Origin of the sequence: Hymenobacter segetis (genome assembly GCF_038448715.1) — a bacterium.
In the GTDB taxonomy this organism is placed as follows: domain Bacteria; phylum Bacteroidota; class Bacteroidia; order Cytophagales; family Hymenobacteraceae; genus Hymenobacter; species Hymenobacter segetis.
This window is the reverse complement of the sequence record NZ_JBCEVZ010000026.1, coordinates 1-18,422: the sequence shown is the minus strand read 5'-3', so window position 1 is coordinate 18,422 and position 18,422 is coordinate 1. Positions and strand designations below refer to the sequence as shown.

Annotated in this window: 13 protein-coding genes; 5 read left to right on the top strand and 8 right to left on the bottom strand. The window is 62.1% G+C overall.

Going from position 1 to position 18,422, the window contains the following annotated elements; all coding sequences use genetic code 11:
- The first annotated feature begins 53 nt into the window (after positions 1–53).
- Together AAFH49_RS12050 and AAFH49_RS12045 are read left to right on the top strand one after the other, a co-directional pair.
- Positions 54–806: a TIGR02757 family protein gene (locus AAFH49_RS12050; protein WP_342298395.1), complete on the top strand. Its 753-nt coding sequence runs from the start codon at positions 54–56 to the stop codon at positions 804–806.
- Between the two features lie 102 nt (positions 807–908).
- A complete protein-coding gene (locus AAFH49_RS12045; protein WP_342298394.1) occupies positions 909–1,400 on the top strand; it encodes a hypothetical protein in 492 nt (163 codons plus the stop codon).
- Between the two features lie 283 nt (positions 1,401–1,683).
- Here the strand turns inward: AAFH49_RS12045 and AAFH49_RS12040 are convergent, their stop codons facing one another.
- Both AAFH49_RS12040 and AAFH49_RS12035 read right to left on the bottom strand, forming a co-directional pair.
- The gene (locus AAFH49_RS12040; protein ID WP_342298392.1) at positions 1,684–2,103 is read right to left on the bottom strand and encodes a hypothetical protein; all 420 of its coding nucleotides are present in this window, start codon (positions 2,101–2,103) and stop codon (positions 1,684–1,686) included.
- A 417-nt stretch (positions 2,104–2,520) separates the two neighbouring features.
- A complete protein-coding gene (locus tag AAFH49_RS12035) occupies positions 2,521–4,803 on the bottom strand; it encodes a pectate lyase family protein (RefSeq protein WP_342298391.1) in 2,283 nt (760 codons plus the stop codon).
- A 323-nt stretch (positions 4,804–5,126) separates the two neighbouring features.
- Here AAFH49_RS12035 and AAFH49_RS12030 point away from each other — a divergent pair, with 323 nt between their 5' ends.
- Positions 5,127–7,571, top strand: coding sequence for an endonuclease MutS2 (locus tag AAFH49_RS12030; protein ID WP_342298390.1), 2,445 nt, complete (start codon positions 5,127–5,129; stop codon positions 7,569–7,571).
- A gap of 89 nt (positions 7,572–7,660) precedes the next feature.
- Here AAFH49_RS12030 and AAFH49_RS12025 read toward each other — a convergent pair whose 3' ends face one another.
- The 6 genes from AAFH49_RS12025 to AAFH49_RS12000 form a co-directional block, all read right to left on the bottom strand.
- On the bottom strand, positions 7,661–10,039 hold the full coding sequence (locus tag AAFH49_RS12025; protein ID WP_342298388.1) for a phospholipase D-like domain-containing protein: 2,379 nt from the start codon (positions 10,037–10,039) through the stop codon (positions 7,661–7,663).
- A 123-nt stretch (positions 10,040–10,162) separates the two neighbouring features.
- Positions 10,163–11,164 carry a fibronectin type III domain-containing protein gene (locus AAFH49_RS12020; protein ID WP_342298387.1) on the bottom strand — a complete coding sequence of 334 codons (1,002 nt, stop codon included), beginning with the start codon at positions 11,162–11,164 and terminating at the stop codon, positions 10,163–10,165.
- Positions 11,165–11,280: 116 nt separating this feature from the next.
- Positions 11,281–12,321 carry a UDP-N-acetylmuramate dehydrogenase gene (gene murB, locus AAFH49_RS12015; RefSeq protein ID WP_342298385.1) on the bottom strand — a complete coding sequence of 347 codons (1,041 nt, stop codon included), beginning with the start codon at positions 12,319–12,321 and terminating at the stop codon, positions 11,281–11,283.
- Between the two features lie 112 nt (positions 12,322–12,433).
- The gene (locus AAFH49_RS12010) at positions 12,434–12,994 is read right to left on the bottom strand and encodes a hypothetical protein (protein WP_342298384.1); all 561 of its coding nucleotides are present in this window, start codon (positions 12,992–12,994) and stop codon (positions 12,434–12,436) included.
- 48 nt (positions 12,995–13,042) lie between these two features.
- Positions 13,043–14,446 (bottom strand): sugar MFS transporter, encoded by a 1,404-nt coding sequence (locus tag AAFH49_RS12005; RefSeq protein ID WP_342298382.1) that lies wholly within the window; start codon positions 14,444–14,446, stop codon positions 13,043–13,045.
- A gap of 74 nt (positions 14,447–14,520) precedes the next feature.
- Entirely contained in the window at positions 14,521–15,417 is an 897-nt protein-coding gene (locus AAFH49_RS12000) for an aspartyl protease family protein (protein WP_342298381.1), read from the bottom strand.
- 127 nt (positions 15,418–15,544) lie between these two features.
- Between AAFH49_RS12000 and AAFH49_RS11995 the strand changes: the two genes are divergently transcribed.
- Both AAFH49_RS11995 and recQ read left to right on the top strand, forming a co-directional pair.
- Entirely contained in the window at positions 15,545–16,723 is a 1,179-nt protein-coding gene (locus AAFH49_RS11995) for a THUMP domain-containing class I SAM-dependent RNA methyltransferase (RefSeq protein ID WP_342298380.1), read from the top strand.
- 57 nt (positions 16,724–16,780) lie between these two features.
- A partial coding sequence (recQ, locus tag AAFH49_RS11990; protein WP_342298378.1) for a DNA helicase RecQ occupies positions 16,781–18,422 on the top strand: 1,642 nt, incomplete at its 3' end.

Genomic DNA, 18,422 nt, shown 5'->3' with positions numbered 1-18,422 from the left:
GATAAGGTCCTTCGCTGCGCTCAGGATGACAGGCGTTTTTCCTATCCCCCTTTATGAACATCGCCCAGCTCCGCCGCCAGCTCGATGCGCAATACCTGCGCTACAACCGCCCCGAGTTCATCAAAAACGACCCCATTCAAATCCCGCACCGCTTCACCCAGCGGCAGGATGTGGAAATCGCGGCCCTGTTTGCGGCGCTGCTGGCCTGGGGGCAGCGGCCCACCATCATCAACAAGTGCAACGAGCTGCTGCGCCGCATGGACGACGCCCCGCACCAGTTCATCACCCAGCACCAGGACGAGGACTTGAAGAAGCTGCTCGGCTTCTGCCACCGCACGTTTTGCGATACCGATTTGCTGTATTTCGTGCATTTCCTGCGCCATTGGTACGGGCAGCACGAGACGCTGGAAACCGCGTTTTTGGTGGGGCACACGCAGCGCGAGCGGCTGATTAACTTCCATCAGCACTTCTTCAGCCTGCCCGATGCGCCCCAGCGCACCCGCAAGCACGTGGCCACGCCGGCCCGCAAATCGGCCTGCAAGCGGGTGAATATGTACCTGCGCTGGCTGGTGCGCCGCGACGAGCACGGCGTCGATTTCGGCCTCTGGACCCGCCTCTCGCCCGCCGACCTCATCATGCCCATCGACCTGCACGTCGAGCGCCAGGCCCGCCCCCTGGGCCTGCTCACCCGCAAGCTCGTGGACTGGGAAGCCGCCGAAGAGCTCACCGCCAACCTCCGCAAACTCGACCCCAGCGACCCGGTGAAGTACGATTTCGCCCTGTTTGGCGCGGGGGTGGATAAGTAAACTCAAACGCTGGGGCCTCGTGACCCCAGCGTACTTTCTTTGTCACTCATTCACCTATTCCCCATCGCTGCCATGGTCCGTGCTCTTACCCTTTTGTTATCCTTGAGTCTTGTCGTCGTCGGCTGTTCCAAAAAGTCTGATGCCGAACCAGCCATTCCTGCCAATAGCATCCAGCTTAGCGACAATGGCCAGGTGGTGGTGTTTGGCTCACCTACGGCCGTGGTGGAAACCAATGCCTTGGGGGTGAAGCAGCTCACCATTGATGCCAGTACTGCCGACAACCACCAAATTTCTTTGTCTGTCACGGACCGGCAAGGTGTGGAAACGCCCCGCACCTACCGAGGCGCGAGCGCGGGCAGTGCCTATACCCTACCCATTACCAACTACTCCACGAATTGCCGCAGCCTCGTATTGGGCACACAACTGTACCGATTTTACATCGACAGCGCGCCCGACCTTGAGGTGGTGGTAAAGTCCGTGGACACGAGCACCCACACCGTTAGCGGGACCTTCAGCGGTATCTATACGCTGGGATGCGATAGCCGAAAAATCACCAACGGCCAGTTCAACTTGCCTTATACTGTCAAACCCTGAATAACCCTGCTGGCGTGCGTCACAGACGCGCGTCAGCAGGGTAGATATGTGAGCGATAAGTGAGTAATTGGCTGAGAAGTGTAGGTAATGAACGACACGCTTTGCCGATATAACCGGCAGGGTAAAGCGAAATCTAAACAGCCCCGATGGCGCGGGCCTGCGGCCCGTGCCCGCTATTCGCAGGCCTCCGGCCTGCAATCGTTGCGCGATTCACACCCGCCTTGTCCGGTCGCCGGGGGCCGGAGGCCCCCCAATAGTCGGCACGGGACGGAGCCCCGCGCCATCAGCCCTGCGGCCCGGCCACCACCAGCAGCAGCGCGTCCTCAGCTGCCCGCGTGAGGCGGTGGTAGAAGAACCGGCCCCGCCGCTCGCGCTCGGTGAGGCCGCGCGTGAGCAACTCCTGCGCCATGCGCGAGCCGGCGCGCCAGCCCAGGCCCGCCGCCGCTTGCAACTGCTCGGTGCTGAGTTCGAGGTGCTCCATGAGGGCCACCAGCATGCGGGCCATGCGCCCGTGGGTACGGGCATCGCGCACGCCTTGGGGCGGAATGAGCCACGCCTGAATGCGGGCCAGAATGGCGGCCGGCTCCTGGCTGGGCGGTGGGGGCGGGGCGTCGCGCACCACCAGGCGCTGGGCAAAGCGGGCGGCCAGGGAGCCGGTGGCGGCATCAGGGGTGGGCACGGGTTCCATAAGCAAGGCAGTCAAGCGGGTAAAGGAGGTGCGCAAGGTAAGAACAATGCCTTACCTACTCCAATGACGGCCCCCCTGAGCACACATGCAGTCCCGCTTAGTGCCGGTAAGGCCCCCCTGAGCATCTATACAGCCTCCCTTAGTGGTAGTAAGGTCCCCCTGAGCACATATGCAGCCCCGCTTAGTGCTGATGAGGCCCTCCTGAGCATGTATGCAGCCCCGCTTAGTGCTAGTAAGGCCTCTCTGGGTATTTATACGGTCTGCCTTAGCATAATATCTGCCTTATTTGCGCTGATTGCGGCCTTACAGGGCATAAGTTACTGCTATATCGCTCCGCGCCGGGCGAAACGAAAGCTGCGAGCCCGTTGCCAGCCACAAAAAAAGGCCCCAGCAGTGCTGCCGGGGCCTTTTTCAATCGGGGGAGACGCTAATCTATTGCTTGAGCAATTGGCTGGTGCGCAGGTAGCCGTCTTCGTCGCGCAGGCGGATGAGGTACACGCCGGGCTTCACGTCTTTCAGGTCGAAGGACTGGTTGGTGAGGCCGGTTTTCACCAGGCTGCCCGTGATGCTGTAGAGCGAGAAAGGCTGCTTGCTCTTCCAGGCCACGGTCACTTCATCGGTGGCCGGGTTGGGGTACACCTTGATGGCGAGGCCATCCAGCGGGTTGCGCGTGGCCAGGGGGGCCGCATACACGGTGCTCATGTAGTAGATGTTCGCCGTCACGTTTTTGGTGATTTGGTGGGTACCGGCGGCGATGTTCATCGAGAGGCGGCCCGAGGCCACCGTCTGGTTCACGTTGTCGATTTTAACCGTGCCGCTGAACGCATCGTTGAACACCAGCGTGAGCGTGGCGGTCGCCGTGGTGGTGAAGGCCACGTTCGTGGTCGACTCCAGCTTGAGGCATTGCGTCAGGTTCAGGCCGTTGTAGACCACCGTGCCCTGCGACGTGGAGAGGTTGCCGGTGATGGTGTAGAAGGTGCTGGTAGTGCCGGACAGGGTGAAATTGTGCAGCATGTCCGACGTATTGGTGCCGCCGCCGCCGCCCGTGCCGCCGCCACCACCGCCACCGGGAGGGGTTACCACCGTCACGCCCTGCACCGAAACCAAGCCGGTGGTGTAGCCCACCAGTGCCGCTTGCAGCGGCAGATTCACGGCCGAGGAAGCGTCGTCCACCGCGTTGTTGAACGTCCACTGGAAGTCGCCGCCCTTCACGCGGCCCGCGTACAGCATCGTGTTGGTCCGGGCCGCCGTGGGGCTGTCCGGGGTGTAGGTGTACATCACGGCCGCGTTGGTGTCGAAGTTGTTGTAGGCGTTGCGGCCGTAGGCCGACAGCACGGTGGCGGGCACGGTTTGGGTCCGGGTGGTCACCACGTAGGCATCAAAGTCGACCGTGGAATTGGGGTAGCCGGTGGCACCGTAGGGCACGAAGCGCGTCTGCCCGGTCATGTAGTTATCGAAGGCCTTGATGGTGCCGCCGTCCTCGTTGGAGAAAATGGGCTGCGTGGTGTAGTTGTTCGTCATCGTCACAGGATTGAACACGTCCGTGCCCTGCATCGAAGTCAGCATGGGGTACTTGCAATTGCGGAAGTAATTGCCTTCCATGAACACCGAGGAGCCCTCCGTCGAGCCGGACCCGTACTTGGCGTTGCCGTCGTAGTAGTTGTTATACACGTGGGCCGAGTAGAAGCGCACGCGGGGGTGGCGCGAGTCCGAATGGTCGTACCAGTTGTGGTGGTAGGTGATGTAGAGGCCCTGGGTGGTGTTTTCGCTCAAGCCGAGCAGGTTGCACTTGCCCGAATCCCAGAAGTGGTTGTAGGAGAACGTGACGTAGGTCGACTTTTTGCAGTCCAGCGCGCCGTCGCCCTTCACCTGGTCGGCGGCACTGCCCGCGTGGCCGTAGAAGTAGTCGCAATTGTGCACCCAGATGTAGTCATTGTCCTGCTGCAGGCCAATATTGTCGCCTTCATCGCTGTCGGTGTTCATCGTGCCGATGTTGCGAATTTCAATGTTGGACGCGCCTTTGATGCGAATACCGAAGCCATCGGCCACGGCATCGTTGCCCACGCCTTCGAGGGTGATGGCCCCGGAGGCCAGGTTGTTGTTTTCGATGACGATGTCGCCGCCCAGCATGTAGGTCAGGTCGGTGATTTGCCCAATGAAGCGCACGAGCAGCGGCCGGGCATCGCGGCCTTTCTTAAAGCCGTCGAGGATGGTTTGCAGGCCCACGCAGGGATTGGTGGTGGCCCCGGTCACGTTGAGCGACACGGTATTCTTAGTGTTTTGGGTAATGTAGAGGATGACGGCGTTGGTTTTTACCGTGCCGTTGGCATTGTAGGCACCCGGCACGCGGCCGTTGCTGAAGGCAAACCCGGTGCGGTCCTGGGCCAGCACCGTGAGGGCGCTGGTAGTGGTGGCCGCGCCCTCCACCCCGCCGATAACGGGGGCCACTTTGAGCGTGTACGAGCCGGGCGTGAGGCCCAGGGCATCGGCCCGGTAAAAGGTGCCGTAGTTGCGGATGAGCTGGTCGTCGAGCTTCTGGTTGACGAGGCCGCCGCCGGTGTAGTACACATTATAGCTTTGCGCGTTGGCAACCGGCGTCCAGCGCACGTAGGCGGTTTCCAGCCAGCCGGACGATTCCAGCACGGTCGGGGCCTGGGCGCGCAGGGCCAGCGGCGACAGCAACAGCAGGAAGAGTAGAGAGAACAAGTGCTTCATAGTCGGAGCGGTTTTGGGTGGGTGATGGCGGCTGCCATCGGTGAGAGGTTATGTACAAACCTAGCCGCTAAGCGTCAGCAAATGAGTATATAGCAAAGCCTAAGCCGGAGTATAGTTGCGCAAACGTTCCCGGCATCGTTGCCGAACGCGATAAACTGGCGGGCCGGGGCCGGGATTTTCCCATCAATCAGGCGTTTGGGGCGGGCGGAAGGCCGGGTTGGGCTGCTGTCCGCCGCCGTCAGAGCCCAATACCTTGCCGTCCGCGAATCTTCCCGCCCGCTTGGCTGTTTACCTTCGTACCCAATTACTGAAATACTACCTACTTGCTGTTACCCCAACACTTCGAACAAAAAATCGGCTTCACCACCCTGCGCGAGCAGCTTGAGGCCAATTGCCTTTCCGCCCTGGGCCGGCACTACGTGGCCCGCATGGAGTTCCAACCCAAGCACGAGCCCCTGCTGAAACTGCTGCAACAGGCCGACGAATTCACCTACCTGCTGCGCTCCGGGGCCGATTTCCCGGCCTCGCACTACCACGATGCTCAGGTGCATCTCAAGCGCGCCGCCCTACCGGGCGCGTACCTCGACGTGGCCGCCTTCTTCGAGGTGAAGATGAGCCTGCGTACCATTCGGCAGGCCCTGAGCTTCTTCTCCGATGCCGACCCCAGCCTATATCCCACGCTGCGCCTGCTGGGCATTGGCATCCAGGTCGACCGCAACCTGCTGGCTGCTTTGGATAAAGTGGTGGACGACGAAGGGGCCGTGCGCGACGACGCGAGCCCGCTGCTGCGCCAGATTCGGCAGGAACTCATTGCCCGTCAGGGGCAGCTGCGCAAGCAGATTGCCGGCATCCTGCGCCACGCCAAAAACGAGGGCTGGATTCCCAGCGACTCCGAGCCCACGATACGCGGCGGGCGGCTGGTGCTGCCCGTTATTGCGGAGCACAAGCGCAAGGTGAAGGGCCTGATTCACGACGAATCGGCCTCGGGCCAGACCGTGTACATTGAGCCGGAAGCTGTTTTCGAGCTGAATAACGACATCAAGGACCTTGACAATGCCTATCACCGCGAGCTGATTCGCATCCTTACGGCGCTCACCGACCAGCTCCGGCCTCACATCCCGGACCTGCGCAAAGCGTATTCTTATCTGGGGCTGATTGACTTCATCAGGGCGAAAGCCCGGCTGGCCGTCACACTCGATTGCCGCCTGCCCGTGCTGCACAACAAGCCCCTGCTGAAATGGGTGAAGGTGCGCCACCCGCTGCTCCAGCTGGCCTTCGCCCAGCACAAGCGCGACAACGGCGACCCCCGCGAAGTGGTGCCCCTGGACCTGGAATTGAACCACGAGCAGCGCATCCTCGTCATTTCCGGCCCCAACGCCGGCGGCAAATCGGTGAGCCTGAAAACCGTGGGCCTCGTGCAGTTCATGCTGCAAATGGGCCTGCTCATTCCCTGCGCCGACAACTCCGAAGCCGGCGTTTTCGAGGATATTTTCCTGGATATCGGCGACGAGCAGAGCCTGGAAAACGACCTGAGTACCTATTCGTCGCACCTGTTGGCCATGAAGCAGTTCATGCTGCTGGCCGGCAAGAAAAGCCTAGTGCTGATTGACGAGTTCGGCACCGGCACCGAGCCCAGCCTGGGCGGCGCCATCGCCGAGGCCGTGCTCGACCAGCTGAACCGAGCCCGCGTCTACGGCGTCATTACCACGCACTACACCAACCTCAAGAACTTCGCCGAGCGCACCCCGCACCTCGTGAATGGGGCCATGCGCTACGACCCGGAGAAGCTCCAGCCGCTTTATCGGCTGGAAGTGGGTAAGCCGGGCTCTTCGTTCGCCATCGAAATTGCCCGCAAAATCGGCCTGCCGAAGGAGGTAGTGGAGCGCGCCACGCAGTTGGTAGGCAAGGACAAAATCCGCTACGACCGCCTGCTCGAAGGCCTCGAAAAGGAGAAAACCGAACTCGAAACCCGCACCGCCGAAGCTGCCAAAGCTGAGAAGCGCCTCAAGCGTGCCGCCCAGGAATACCAGGACCTCAAGCAGCACATTGAGGATACCAAAATCGAAACCCTGCGCACGGCCAAGCAGCAGGCCAAGGCGCTGTTGGTGAATACCAATCAGCAAATCGAAGCCACCATCGGCGAAATCCGGCGGGGCAACGCCGAGAAGGAAACCAACAAAGCCGCCCGCGAAAAGCTCGATAATTTCGTCAAGAAGGAGCTGCAAATCGAGCCGCCCAAGCCCAAAGCCACCCGCGAGCGCGCCGAAGCCGGCGACCTCAAGCCCGGCGATAAAGTGGCCCTTTTCGGCCAGGAAGGCCACGGCGAAGTGGTGAGCGTGAAGGGCCAGACCGCCGAAGTCATGTTCGGTGGCCTGAAAACCCTGACCAAGCTCAGCCAACTCGAAAAGCTGGGCCGAGCCGAAATCCGCGAGCGGGAGCAGGCCGCTAAAGCCAGCAAGTCGAAGCTCAGCGGCGGCAGCTCCGGCGGTGGCAACGGCGTGAACATCACCGACCGCATGGCCGGCTTCAGCCCCACCCTCGACCTGCGCGGCGAGCGCGCCGAAGATGCCCTCACCAAAACCATGAGCTTCGTAGACGATGCCGTGATGCTAGGAATGCCCGAAATCAAGTTCCTCCACGGGCGCGGCAACGGCGTACTCCGCCAGGTGGTGCGCGACTACCTGCGCTCCCAACGTGCCGTAGCCAGCGTGGCCGACGAGCACGCCGATAGGGGCGGGGATGGCGTGACCATTGCGGTGCTGAAGTAGCATGACCGTTCAGAGTATTACAGTCAGGCCATAAAAAAAAGGCGGCTCCCAAATCGGGAGCCGCCTTTTTTGCATCAGTTTCGCTCAGGTTATTCCACTACTACGCGGCCCGTTTGCACGGCCTCGGGAGTGGTTACCTGCACCATGTACAGGCCCGACTTCAGCGACGTAGCGTCGATGTTCAGGTCGGTGCCGGTGAGGGACTGGGTTTTGGTGAGTACCACGCGGCCGGTCACATCGCGCAGCACGATGGTGGCGGTGCGGGCCGAGGAGCTAGCCAAGTGCAGCTGGAAGCTGCCACGGGCGGGGTTCGGATACACCTCCATGGTGCTGGCCTGGATGCTGCCTGCTTTGGTGGCCAGTACGAGGCGGCAGACTACTACGCCGGCCACGTTTTGCTCGGCAATGCGGGCGGCGTACTCCTGGTAGTAGCGGTTGGTGATGCGGGCATCGTGCACCACGAGGGTGTTTTCGTCGTTTTCGGTATCAGCCGAAAGCGTCCAGTTGTGCGAGCCGACGAATACCGTGGGGTCCGACTGGCTGGCGCCGGCGTCTACAATCAGGGTTTTGTGGTGCATGATGCCGAAGCCGGCACCGGCGCGCTTGATGAGCAGGCGGGTGCCCAGCCCGGCCTGCATGAGGCGGAAGGAGTAGCCGGCCGTGCCGCTGGTGTCGTTCACGAGGCCGTCGGAGCAGGAGCCGATGCCGCGCTGGGTAACCTGAGCGGCAATGGCGCGGGCCAGGTCGGCGCGGGTGATGAGCATGGACTCGAAGTGCAGGTCGTTATCAGCCGAGGCAATGGCCTGGAGCAGGCGGCCGTTCACGTTGTCGGTGGGCGAGAAGTACGACTCCACCGATTTGCCGCCGATGTTCAGGAAGTGGGGCGTGTTGTCGGTTTTGCGCGAGCCGAAGGTGCTGGTGCCGGGCGTGGCCGTGTTCGAGCCCCACATTTCCTCAAACTCGATGGTGTAAACGCGGGCCAGCGACTGGTCCTGAATGGCGATGACGTTGTTACGGTCGGTCGTGAGCTGGGCCGCGGTCCAGTTCATCGAGCCCGTCCACACCCACGGCACGTTGGGGTTGGTGCTGTTGGCATCCACAATCACAAACTTGTTGTGCATGATGCTGCTGGTGGTGCTGCCGGCCGTGTTGGGGCGCGAAATGCGGCGAATGCCGGCATTCAGGCTGGTGATGCTCACGTTGGCATTGTCGTCCTCGTAAATCACACGAACCCGCACGCCCCGGGTGAAGGCGGCGTTTACCGCGTTCAGGATGGTGGCGTTGTTCCAGTTATAAATGGCAATGTCCAGCGTCTGGGTGGCGCGGTTGATGTAACGCACCAGCGTATCGGGAGCCGCGCCGTTGAGCATGGTCACGGCCGTGTTGCCGGGCAGGGCCAGCGAAGCATCGACCGTATTATTATAGAAGTTCTTGATAACCCCCGACGACAGCGAAGCCGTCACCATGGGTACCACACGCGACTCCGAACGACCTACGCTGTTTACCGAAACGGCCTGCACGTAGTAGATAGTAGCCGGCGACAAGCCGGTGAGCACCTGGCTGTGGGCCGTGGTGAGGGCCGTATTGCCGGCCAACGTGGTGAAAGGGCCCGCCGCCGAAGTAGCGTAGGCCAGCTGCGTGTTGCCCGTGTTCTGGGTGTTGAAGCTGATGGTGAGCGAGGTCGTGGTGATGTTCGTCGGAACCGGGCTGGTGGTCAGGTTGGGCGTGAGGCCCTGAATGAAGTCGCTGTACTTGCGGTTGAGCAACTGATAGCCGCCCGTGATGGACGTAGCCGAGGGCGCATACTGGCTCATCACGCCAATGGCATCGAACGTGCCCGTGGGGCTGGGCTTGCCAATCAGGCCGTCGGCCCCCGTCGAGTTGGTGGGCACGTAGGTAACGAAGTTGCAGTTACCATTGAGGCGGTACGAGGTATTAGCGTTGAAAGCCGATACCGAAACGCCGGCCGTGGTGCAGGTGGTGGGCGCCGTCGTCATCGACGTCAGGCCGTTGATGCGCACCAGCATTCCTTCGTACTGCTCGGCGAAAGCGTTGGCCGCGTTGGCCGCCGAAAATACCACTGGGGCCGGAATGGGCCGGTTGCCGGCCAGCACGGTCAGCGAGGTGATGGGGTCAACTTCGAGCAGGCCGCGGAACATTTTCAGGCCGCCCGTTACCTCAATGCTGTCGCCGGGCACCAGCGCCGAAACCAGTGGCCCCGTGGTGCCACCCGTGGTGTACACGCCGATACCCGCCGTGCCGTCCTGAATGTAGCGAATGATGCTGACCGAGGAGCCCAGCTCGGCCCCGTTCGTCACGATGCCGCGCACCGTGACCGTGGGGCCGGCGGTGCCGTTGGTGGTGGGGGCCAGGGCCCGGGCGGCCGCAATGGTAATCGCAGTTTGGGCCGATGCGGTGTGCCAGGAAGTGGCCGCCGCCAGCAGCGCCAGCAGAGTAAATTTCTTCATGAAAAAAACAGAGTTACGAAACGGTTAAATTTTAAAGATTAGGTGGGAGACGGAAATACAAAGATGCTGAATTTCAGCGAAACGAACCGCCGCTGGACGCCAATAGTGCCGGGCTGCGAAAACTTAATTTTTGCCGCCCGCCCGCACCCGCTTGCCGCCGGTGGTGATGAACGGCACGGGCGTGGCCGTTTCGGTGCCCGCCGCATTGCGCGAGCTTACTTCCACGTAGTAAGTGGTGCCCGGAATCAGGTCGTTCAGGGTGAGGCTGTGGTGGGTGGTAAGGGCATCATCGACGCGGCTTTCCTTGAGCTGCTTGGCATCGAGGCCGTAGCGCACGCGGGTGTCGCCGGCGTTCAGGGTCGAGAACACGACGGTGAAGCCGGTGGGGCTCACGTTCACGGGCACGGGCTCTTCGGTGAGGCGGGGCAGGCCGCTGCCGCGCACGAAGTCGGTGGCCAGGCGGGGCAGCAGCTGGTAGCCGCCGGTGCCGCCCGGCGAGTACTGGCTCATGATGCCGCGCACGTCGAACGGCTCGCCGCTGGGGGCGGTGGCCCCGATGAGGCCCTCGGGGCCGGTGCTGGTGGAGCCCACGCGCAGTAGTGCGCCGGCCGTGCCGTCGAGGAGGTAGTTGGCGTTGCCAACCAGGGCCTCGGCCGGGGTGCCGGTGGGCGTGAGCAGGCGTGTCACGCCCTTGATTTCGATGAGGCGACTCTCATTGGCCTCGGCAAAGGCGGTCGTGACTTGGGCCACGGGCACGCGCAGCGGGTGCAGCCGCTGGCCGCCAGCCAGCTTATGAAACGAGGCAATGGGGTCCATTTCCAGCAGGCCGTTGTAGGCCTTGAGCTGGCCCGTAACCTGGATGCTGTCGCCGGCCTGCAGCTCGCCGTAGCCGGGCAGCTTGGCAGCTTGGGCGTAGAGCGCGAGGCCGGCCTCGCCGTCCTGCACGTAGCGGACGTTGCCCATCTCGGCCCCGTTCAGCACCACGGCCCGCACCGTGACGGTGCTGCCGGGGCCCATGGCGCGGGCCACCTTCAGGGTGAGTACCGGGGGCGTGGGAAGGGGAGCCGCAACCGCCAGGACCGGGCCGGATAGCACCGCGGCAAACAGGAGAAAAGAGCGTTTCATAAATTGAAGAATAAGCAGACCGGCGAAGAAATGACTGATGCAAATGATGGGACAAATTACGCATCATTCGGCATTCTTAGCAATATATACAGATTGCTGACCAGTGTGCTATTCAATCACAAAATATTAACTTCCGGGTGTAGCTCGATGCCGAACTGCTGGCGGACGGACGAGATTATCTCTTCGGCCAGCTGGCGCACTTCGCTGCCGGTGGCCCCGCCGTGGTTCACCAGCACGAGGGCCTGGCGGGCGTGCACGCCGTGAGTGCCCGCGCCGGGGCCGCGCCGCAGCCCTTTCCAGCCGGCCCGCTCGATGAGCCAGCCGGCGGGTACCTTCACGCCGCCGGGCACGGGGTAGCCGGGCAGCTCGGGATACTCGCTTTTGAGATGGTCGAACTTGGCCTGGGAGATTTCGGGGTTTTTGAAGAAAGAGCCGGCGTTGCCGATTTCGGCCGGGTCGGGCAGCTTGCTGCGGCGGATGTGGACCACGGCGCGGCTCACGTCGTGCGGGGTGGGCTCGCCTTCGATGCCCAGCTCGGCCAGCGTGTCGGCGATGGCGCCGTAGCGCACGTTGGGGCGGGCCTGGCGGTGCAGGCGCAGCACCACGGCCGTGACCACAAACTGGCCTTTGAGCACGTTCTTGAACACACTTTCGCGGTAGCCGAAGCCGCACTCGCCGGCAGTGAACACGCGCCCCGCGCCAGTATTAATTTCGACGGCTTCCAGATGGTCGAAGGTGTCGCGCAGCTCGGCCCCGTAAGCCCCGATATTCTGGAGCGGGGCCGCGCCCACCGTGCCGGGAATTAGGGAGAGGTTTTCGATGCCGCTCAGGCCCTGGTCGAGGGCGTATTCGACCAGGCCGTGCCAGCTCTCGCCGGCTCCGGCGCGGATGAGTGCCGTGCCGGTTTCGCCGTCTTCGGAAATGATTTCCAGCCCACGAATCTCGTTTTTTAGCACCACGCCGGGGAAATCCTGGGTGAAGAGCAGGTTGGAGCCCCCGCCGAGAATGAGCTTATCGGCGGCCTGAACTTCGGGCATTTTCAGCAATTGGCGCAGCGCATCGGCCGAGGCGAAGCGGGCAAAGTAGCGGGCCTGCACATCGAGGCCAAAGGTGTTGTAGGGGCGGAGGGAGACGTTTTCTTCGAGCGTAGGCATCATGGCCGCAAAGGTAGCGGCCGCGCCGCAGCACACTGTAGCGTGGACTCTGCGAGTCCGCGTGTGGGCGAACGTTCTGCAAAGCGCGGACTCGCAGAGTCCACGCTACAGTGTGCTACTTCGGGTCGGCCTTCACGTTGAAGCGCGAGTCGGCGCGCACAGTGGTGGCTTTGCTCAGGCCGAGCTGAGTCATCTCTACCGTGGTGAACAGCGTGTAGGTGCCGCTGCGCAGGTAGGTGTCGAGCTTCTGGCCGGAGGGCGTGAGCTCGATGGTGGTCTGGCCGGTGGGCACGGGGTTGAGAGAAGCCAGCGGCACTTTGTTGGTGCCGGCCGCATCCGAGGCAATCGAAATGCTGATGCTTTTTACGAAGTCAAAATTCTGGTCGGCCGGGTCGGTTACGGTCAGGGCCAGGCGGTCGAGGGTCACGTCCTTCACGTAGTCGGCCGCCGTGTTGTTGTTCTGGAAAGTGCTGTTGGCGGTAGAGTTGACCGTGACGCCCGGCAGCGCAATAACCGGCCCGGTGGTGCCGATGGGCAGCGGACCAGTAGCCGGCAGCTGGAAGGTAGAGGAGTCGTTAATCTGGAAGGTGAGCAGGTCCAGAACTTTCTTGCAGCTGGCGGTGCCCAGCAATAAAACCACCAGAAAAAGCGCGGAAACAGGGATGATTCTTTTCATGAAACAAGGGCCGGTTTGGAGATGGTGATGACGGCACCGGCGGGTGGGCTAACGCACCCGATAACCACTTAGTGCATAAAACAAGAGGTACAGGTAGCACAGCGCCGGCACCACAAAGGCTACGCGCAGCCCGCCGCCATGCGTGGCGATGAATCCCATGAGCGGCGGAATAAGCGCCCCGCCCACAATGGCCATAATCAAATAAGAAGAGCCCTGCTTGGTGAACGGCCCCAGCCCAGTGATGGCCAGCGGGAAAATCACGGGCCACATAATGGAGTTCATCAGCCCGCAGAGCACGATGAGCCAGAGGGCCGTTTCGCCCGTGCTCAGGATGCTCGCGCCCACCAGCGCCGTGCCGGCCGCGCACACCGCCACCAGCAGCATGCGGTTGTGAAATTTGAGCAGTAGCGGAATGCCTACCACGCGCCCGATGAGCGAGCCAAACCAGTACGATGACACCAGCACCGCGCCCACCGCCTTGGTGAAGCCGGCCGTGGTATCAATGGCCGACGGCTCTTTGCCGAACAGCACCAGCGCGTAGTTGGTGGCCACGTTCAGCCCCTGCACCAGGCTTTGGGTGAAGGCCGAAAGCTGCCGAATCCCCTGCGATTCGCCGTAGCGAATGAGGAAGGAGCCCAGCCCGACCTCCACGCCCACGTACACGAAAATGGCCGCGATGCCCAGCACTAGGTGCGGAAACGCCAGCGCCGACGTCCGCCCCGCTGCCATGGGCCGCGCTTCTTCGGCGGCTTCTTCAGGAATGCCTTCGATGTCGGGCAGCTTCACGAGGAAGAAAAACAGCGCCGCCAGCAGCACCAGAAACACGGCCAGGCCGATGTAAGGGCCTTTTACTAATTGCGATTCTTCGGCCAGTCGCTCCGTCAGCGGCAACGCCGCCAGCCGGGCCTTGAGCGCCACCGAGCCGCCGAACAGCACCAGCCCGCCCACCAGCGGCGAAAGGGCTCCGCCGAAGTTGTTGGCCACGCCCACCACGCTCACCCGCGCCGCCGCGCCCCGCGCCGGCCCCAGGATGCTCACGTAAGGATTGGCTGCCACCTGCAGCAGCGTGATGCCTGCGCCCAGCGTGGCCAGCGCCGTGAGAAACAGCGCAAATGCCCGCGAGTCGGCCGCCGGGATGAAGAGTAGCGCGCCGCCCGCCATCACCAGCAGGCCCACCACGATGCCGCGCTGGTAGCCCAGCTTTTTCAGGACCCAGCCGGCCGGCAGCGACATGAGAAAGTACGCGCCGAAAAAGGCCGACTGCACTGCCGAGGACTGCAAATCGGTGAGTTGGCACACGTCTTTCAAATACGGCATCAGCACGTCGTTGAAATTGGTGACGGCCCCGAACAGGAAGAACAGGGTGGTCATCAGCACCATGGGGCCGGCGTAGGAGCGGGCGGGTGCAGCAGTGGTGGAGGCCGCCGCAGCAGCAGAAATAGGAGTAGCCATATGAGGGCGGAAGGTACAAAAAAAGCCGGCCATTGAGTGGGGCCGGCTCGTTGGGTTCGCCTTGGGCTCACCGGCTAGAGCTCTGTGTACAGGTTTTTATTGGGCTTGAGGTAGAGGTAGTTTCGGTCGAAATCCCACACGGCGTTAAACCGCTTCAAAAAGCCGTTGCCCCAGAAGCCGGCCTTGTCTTCGGTCGCGTTGACGCCGCTGGTTGATTGCGGCAGGGTAGCCGGCACGCGGTAGAAGCACTTCTGGCCGAAGCGGATTTCCGGGGCCAGTACCACAGCGCTCTCGTAGGTAGAGCCGTCGGAGCCCTGCGATGTGGCCGTGCCAATCCGGGGGAGCCGGCCCGGCAGGCCGTGCTTGCGGCCAAAGGGCGCGGCCACGGTCAGCACGTCGTCGGCACCCGTGTCGAGGCCAAACCGGCCCGTGTAGCGGCGGCCGTTGGCCACGATGGTGCTCGTGATGGTGGGGTAATCATCTACGAAGCGCAGCTTGCAGCGGGCGTAGGCACTCAGGTCGTTGTGGTAGCCCGCAGGCTCGTAAAACCGCAGCTCTTTCTTATGGTAATCCACCTCGATAACGTAGCCTTTCATAAAGTCGGTGCCAAATACGCCGTCGAAGTTGAAGCCCTTGTACGGAATGACGGCCAGCAGCACGTCGCTTTTGGTGAGGCTGCCGAAGCGAACGACGTTGCCCGCGCTCTGGCCCACCGTGTTGGTGCCGTTCGAGCCGACGTTGCGCGTGGTACCGGTGCGCGGTAGTTTGATGCGGGTGGCGGCGGCCTCGCTCAGCACCGAGCCGTTGGCACCCGTATCGAAAAGGAATTTCAGGCTGTCGGCAGCGTTGACCTGGCAATAGATGTATATGCCGTTGTTTTCAAGTACGAACGGAATCGTAGCAATCGGTTTGGTTTGAGCAGCCAGCATCAGCGGCCAAATCAGCATTATGCAGAAAATCAAGGTTTTCATTTCGATGAGAGGAAGGAGTTTCGGATGATGTGCTGTAAATGTATGCTGGGATTAGCTATTTGATATCGTTTAGTACGAAATAAATCGTAGTTCCTTCTCCCGTATTCCTGCCGACCTTTGCCGGACTATGCATCTCACCGCCACCACCCAGTTCGGCCTGGAAGAACTGCTCGCCGACGAGCTCTACGCCCTCGGGGCCGATATCACCCACGTCGGCTCCCGCGCCGTTGAGTTCATCGGCGACCACCGCCTGCTGTATGAAGCCGCTCTGTGGAGCCGGCTGTCCATGCGCCTGCTGCGCCCCTTCGCCGCCTTTTATGCCGCCGATGAAAAAGCACTCTACCGCGAAGTAAGCCGCATCGACTGGCAGGATTTCATCGGTCCCGGCCAGACGTTCGCCATCACGCCCGTGGTGAACCGCTCCACGTTTGAGCACTCGCTCTTCGTGGCCCAGCTCACCAAGGATGCCATCGTGGACCAGTTCCGGGCCCGCACCGGCGAGCGGCCCAGCATTGACACTCGCCAGCCCGACATCCGCCTGCACCTGCGCATGACGGAAAATGAAGTCATCCTCAGCCTCGACGCGGCCGGCGACTCGCTGCACCGCCGTGGCTACCGCCAGCACACCAACGAAGCCCCGCTGAACGAGGTGCTGGCCGCCGGCTTGGTCATGCTCTCCGGTTGGGATGGCAAAAAGCCCCTCATCGACCCCATGTGCGGCTCGGCCACCATCCTCACCGAGGCCGGCCTCATCAGCCAGCGTATCGCGCCCGGCCTGTTCCACCAGGGCAAGTTCGGCTTCGAAAACTGGTACGACTTCGACCCCGAGCTGTGGAACCAGGTGCGCGAAGAAGCCAAAGCCCAGCGCCTCGACGAACCGCAAGCCTACCTCGCCGGCTCCGACCTCGACCCCAAAACCATTGATATGGCCGCCGCGAATATTACGGCCGCAGGTTTGGAGGATTTCATCCGTTTGTCGGTGCGCGATGTGAAGGATGCCACCGCCCCCGCTAAGGAGGAGCCCGGCATTGTAATTATGAACCCGCCCTACGGCGAGCGGATAGGGGAGGAGGCCGAGATGGCGGCGTTGTACAAGACGATTGGGGATTCGCTGAAGGCAAATTTTCAGGGGTATAACGCCTTTGTTTTCACCGGGAATCTGGAAGCGGCGAAGAGCATCGGGCTGAAGCCGGCGCGTCGGGTGCCGCTGTTTAACGGGCCGATTGACTGCCGGCTGCTGAAGTATGAGTTGTACCGGGGCTCACGCCGTGAGCCAAAATCATCCGAGGCTCCGGCCGAAAGCTAATCTGCTTGGAACTTCCGGCCCCGTCTCGTTATTTTAACCAGTTATTCCTCCCGCATTATGTCTGATACCTTAACTACCGCCCCACCCAACCTGCTGCCCGCCGCTCAACAGGCCCTGAAACGGTACTACGGCTACGACAATTTCCGCCCCATGCAGGGCGACATCATCCAGCACATCCTGGCCGGCAAAGACACCGTAGTGCTTATGCCCACCGGCGGCGGCAAGTCGGTCTGCTTCCAGATTCCGGCCGTGGTTTCGGAAGGTACCTGCATCGTGGTTTCGCCACTGATTGCGTTGATGAAGGACCAGGTAGAGGCCTTGAAAGCCAACGGCATAGCCGCCGCCTACATCAACAGCAGCGTGGGCCAGAGCGAGGCCAACGACATCGCCCGCGCCGCCACCGGCGGCTACCTTAAGCTGCTCTACGTGTCGCCCGAGAAGCTACTGAGTGACGGCTTTATGCAGTTTCTGACGCGGGTTAATATCAGCCTGTTTGCTATTGATGAAGCGCACTGTATTTCGAGCTGGGGCCACGATTTCCGACCCGAATACACCCAACTGGGCCAGCTGCGGAACCATTTCCCCAACACGCCCATCATCGCCCTCACGGCCACGGCCGACCGGCTGACGAAGCGCGACATCATCACCCAGCTCAACCTGCACGAGCCCAAAGTGTTCCTCTCCAGCTTCGACCGGCCCAATATCAACCTCAACGTGCGCCCCGGCCAGGACCGCGTGGGCTCGGTCATCGACTACATCGCCCGGCACCCGCAGGACCCCGGCATCATCTACTGCCTCTCGCGCAAAACCTGCGAAACCATTTCGGCCAAGCTCATCGCCAAGGGCATCAAGGCCGCGCACTACCACGCCGGCCTCACGCCTTTGCAGCGCGGCAAGGCCCAGGAGGCCTTTTTGCAGGATGATATTCAGGTGATTGTGGCCACCATTGCCTTCGGCATGGGCATTGACAAGAGCAACGTGCGCTGGGTGATGCACTATAATTTGCCGAAAAATATCGAAGGCTACTACCAGGAAATCGGCCGCGCCGGGCGCGACGGCGCACCCAGCACCGCCATCCTGTTCTACAGCTTCGCCGATGTGATGCAGATGCGCGAGATGGTGACCAAGGACGTGCCCGCGCGTCAGGCCCAGCTCAACACCGCCAAGCTGGAGCGCATGCAGCAGTTTGCCGAAGCCGCCAGCTGCCGCCGCAAAATCCTGCTCAACTACTTCTCCGAAAATCTGCCGCAGGACTGCGGCAACTGCGACATCTGCCGCAACCCGCCCACGACTTTCGACGGCACGCTCATTGCCCAAAAAGCCCTCTCCGCCGTATTCCGCAGCCGGGAGAAAGTTGCTATTAATCTGCTAATTGATATCCTGCGCGGCATGCGCAACCAAGCCGTGCTGCAAGGCGGCTACGACCAGATTAAAACATACGGCGCGGGCTCGGATTTGCCCTACCTCGACTGGTACAGCTACGTCCACCAGATGCTGAACGACGGCCTGTTCTATATCGCCTACGAGGAAGGCTACGCTCTGAAAATCACCGAGCGCGGCCACCAGGTGCTGAAAGGCGAGCTGACGCTGCCGCTCAAGAAATTCCAGCCCAGCGAGAAGGCCGAGAAGCCCACCCGCGCCGGCAAAAAAGCCGCCAATGCCACTGCCGCAGCCGCCTTCGGCACGCCCGAAGCTCAGC

Excerpts from the sequence above, each read along its gene's own strand:
- AAFH49_RS12005 (WP_342298382.1), bottom strand. The coding sequence starts at position 14,446 with ATGGCTACTCCTATTTCTGCTGCTGCGGCGGCCTCCACCACTGCTGCA.
- AAFH49_RS12000 (WP_342298381.1), bottom strand. The coding sequence starts at position 15,417 with ATGAAAACCTTGATTTTCTGCATAATGCTGATTTGGCCGCTGATGCTG.
- murB (WP_342298385.1), bottom strand. The coding sequence starts at position 12,321 with ATGATGCCTACGCTCGAAGAAAACGTCTCCCTCCGCCCCTACAACACC.
- AAFH49_RS12025 (WP_342298388.1), bottom strand. The coding sequence starts at position 10,039 with ATGAAGAAATTTACTCTGCTGGCGCTGCTGGCGGCGGCCACTTCCTGG.
- AAFH49_RS12050 (WP_342298395.1), top strand. The coding sequence starts at position 54 with ATGAACATCGCCCAGCTCCGCCGCCAGCTCGATGCGCAATACCTGCGC.
- AAFH49_RS11995 (WP_342298380.1), top strand. The coding sequence starts at position 15,545 with ATGCATCTCACCGCCACCACCCAGTTCGGCCTGGAAGAACTGCTCGCC.
- AAFH49_RS12035 (WP_342298391.1), bottom strand. The coding sequence starts at position 4,803 with ATGAAGCACTTGTTCTCTCTACTCTTCCTGCTGTTGCTGTCGCCGCTG.
- AAFH49_RS12010 (WP_342298384.1), bottom strand. The coding sequence starts at position 12,994 with ATGAAAAGAATCATCCCTGTTTCCGCGCTTTTTCTGGTGGTTTTATTG.
- AAFH49_RS12020 (WP_342298387.1), bottom strand. The coding sequence starts at position 11,164 with ATGAAACGCTCTTTTCTCCTGTTTGCCGCGGTGCTATCCGGCCCGGTC.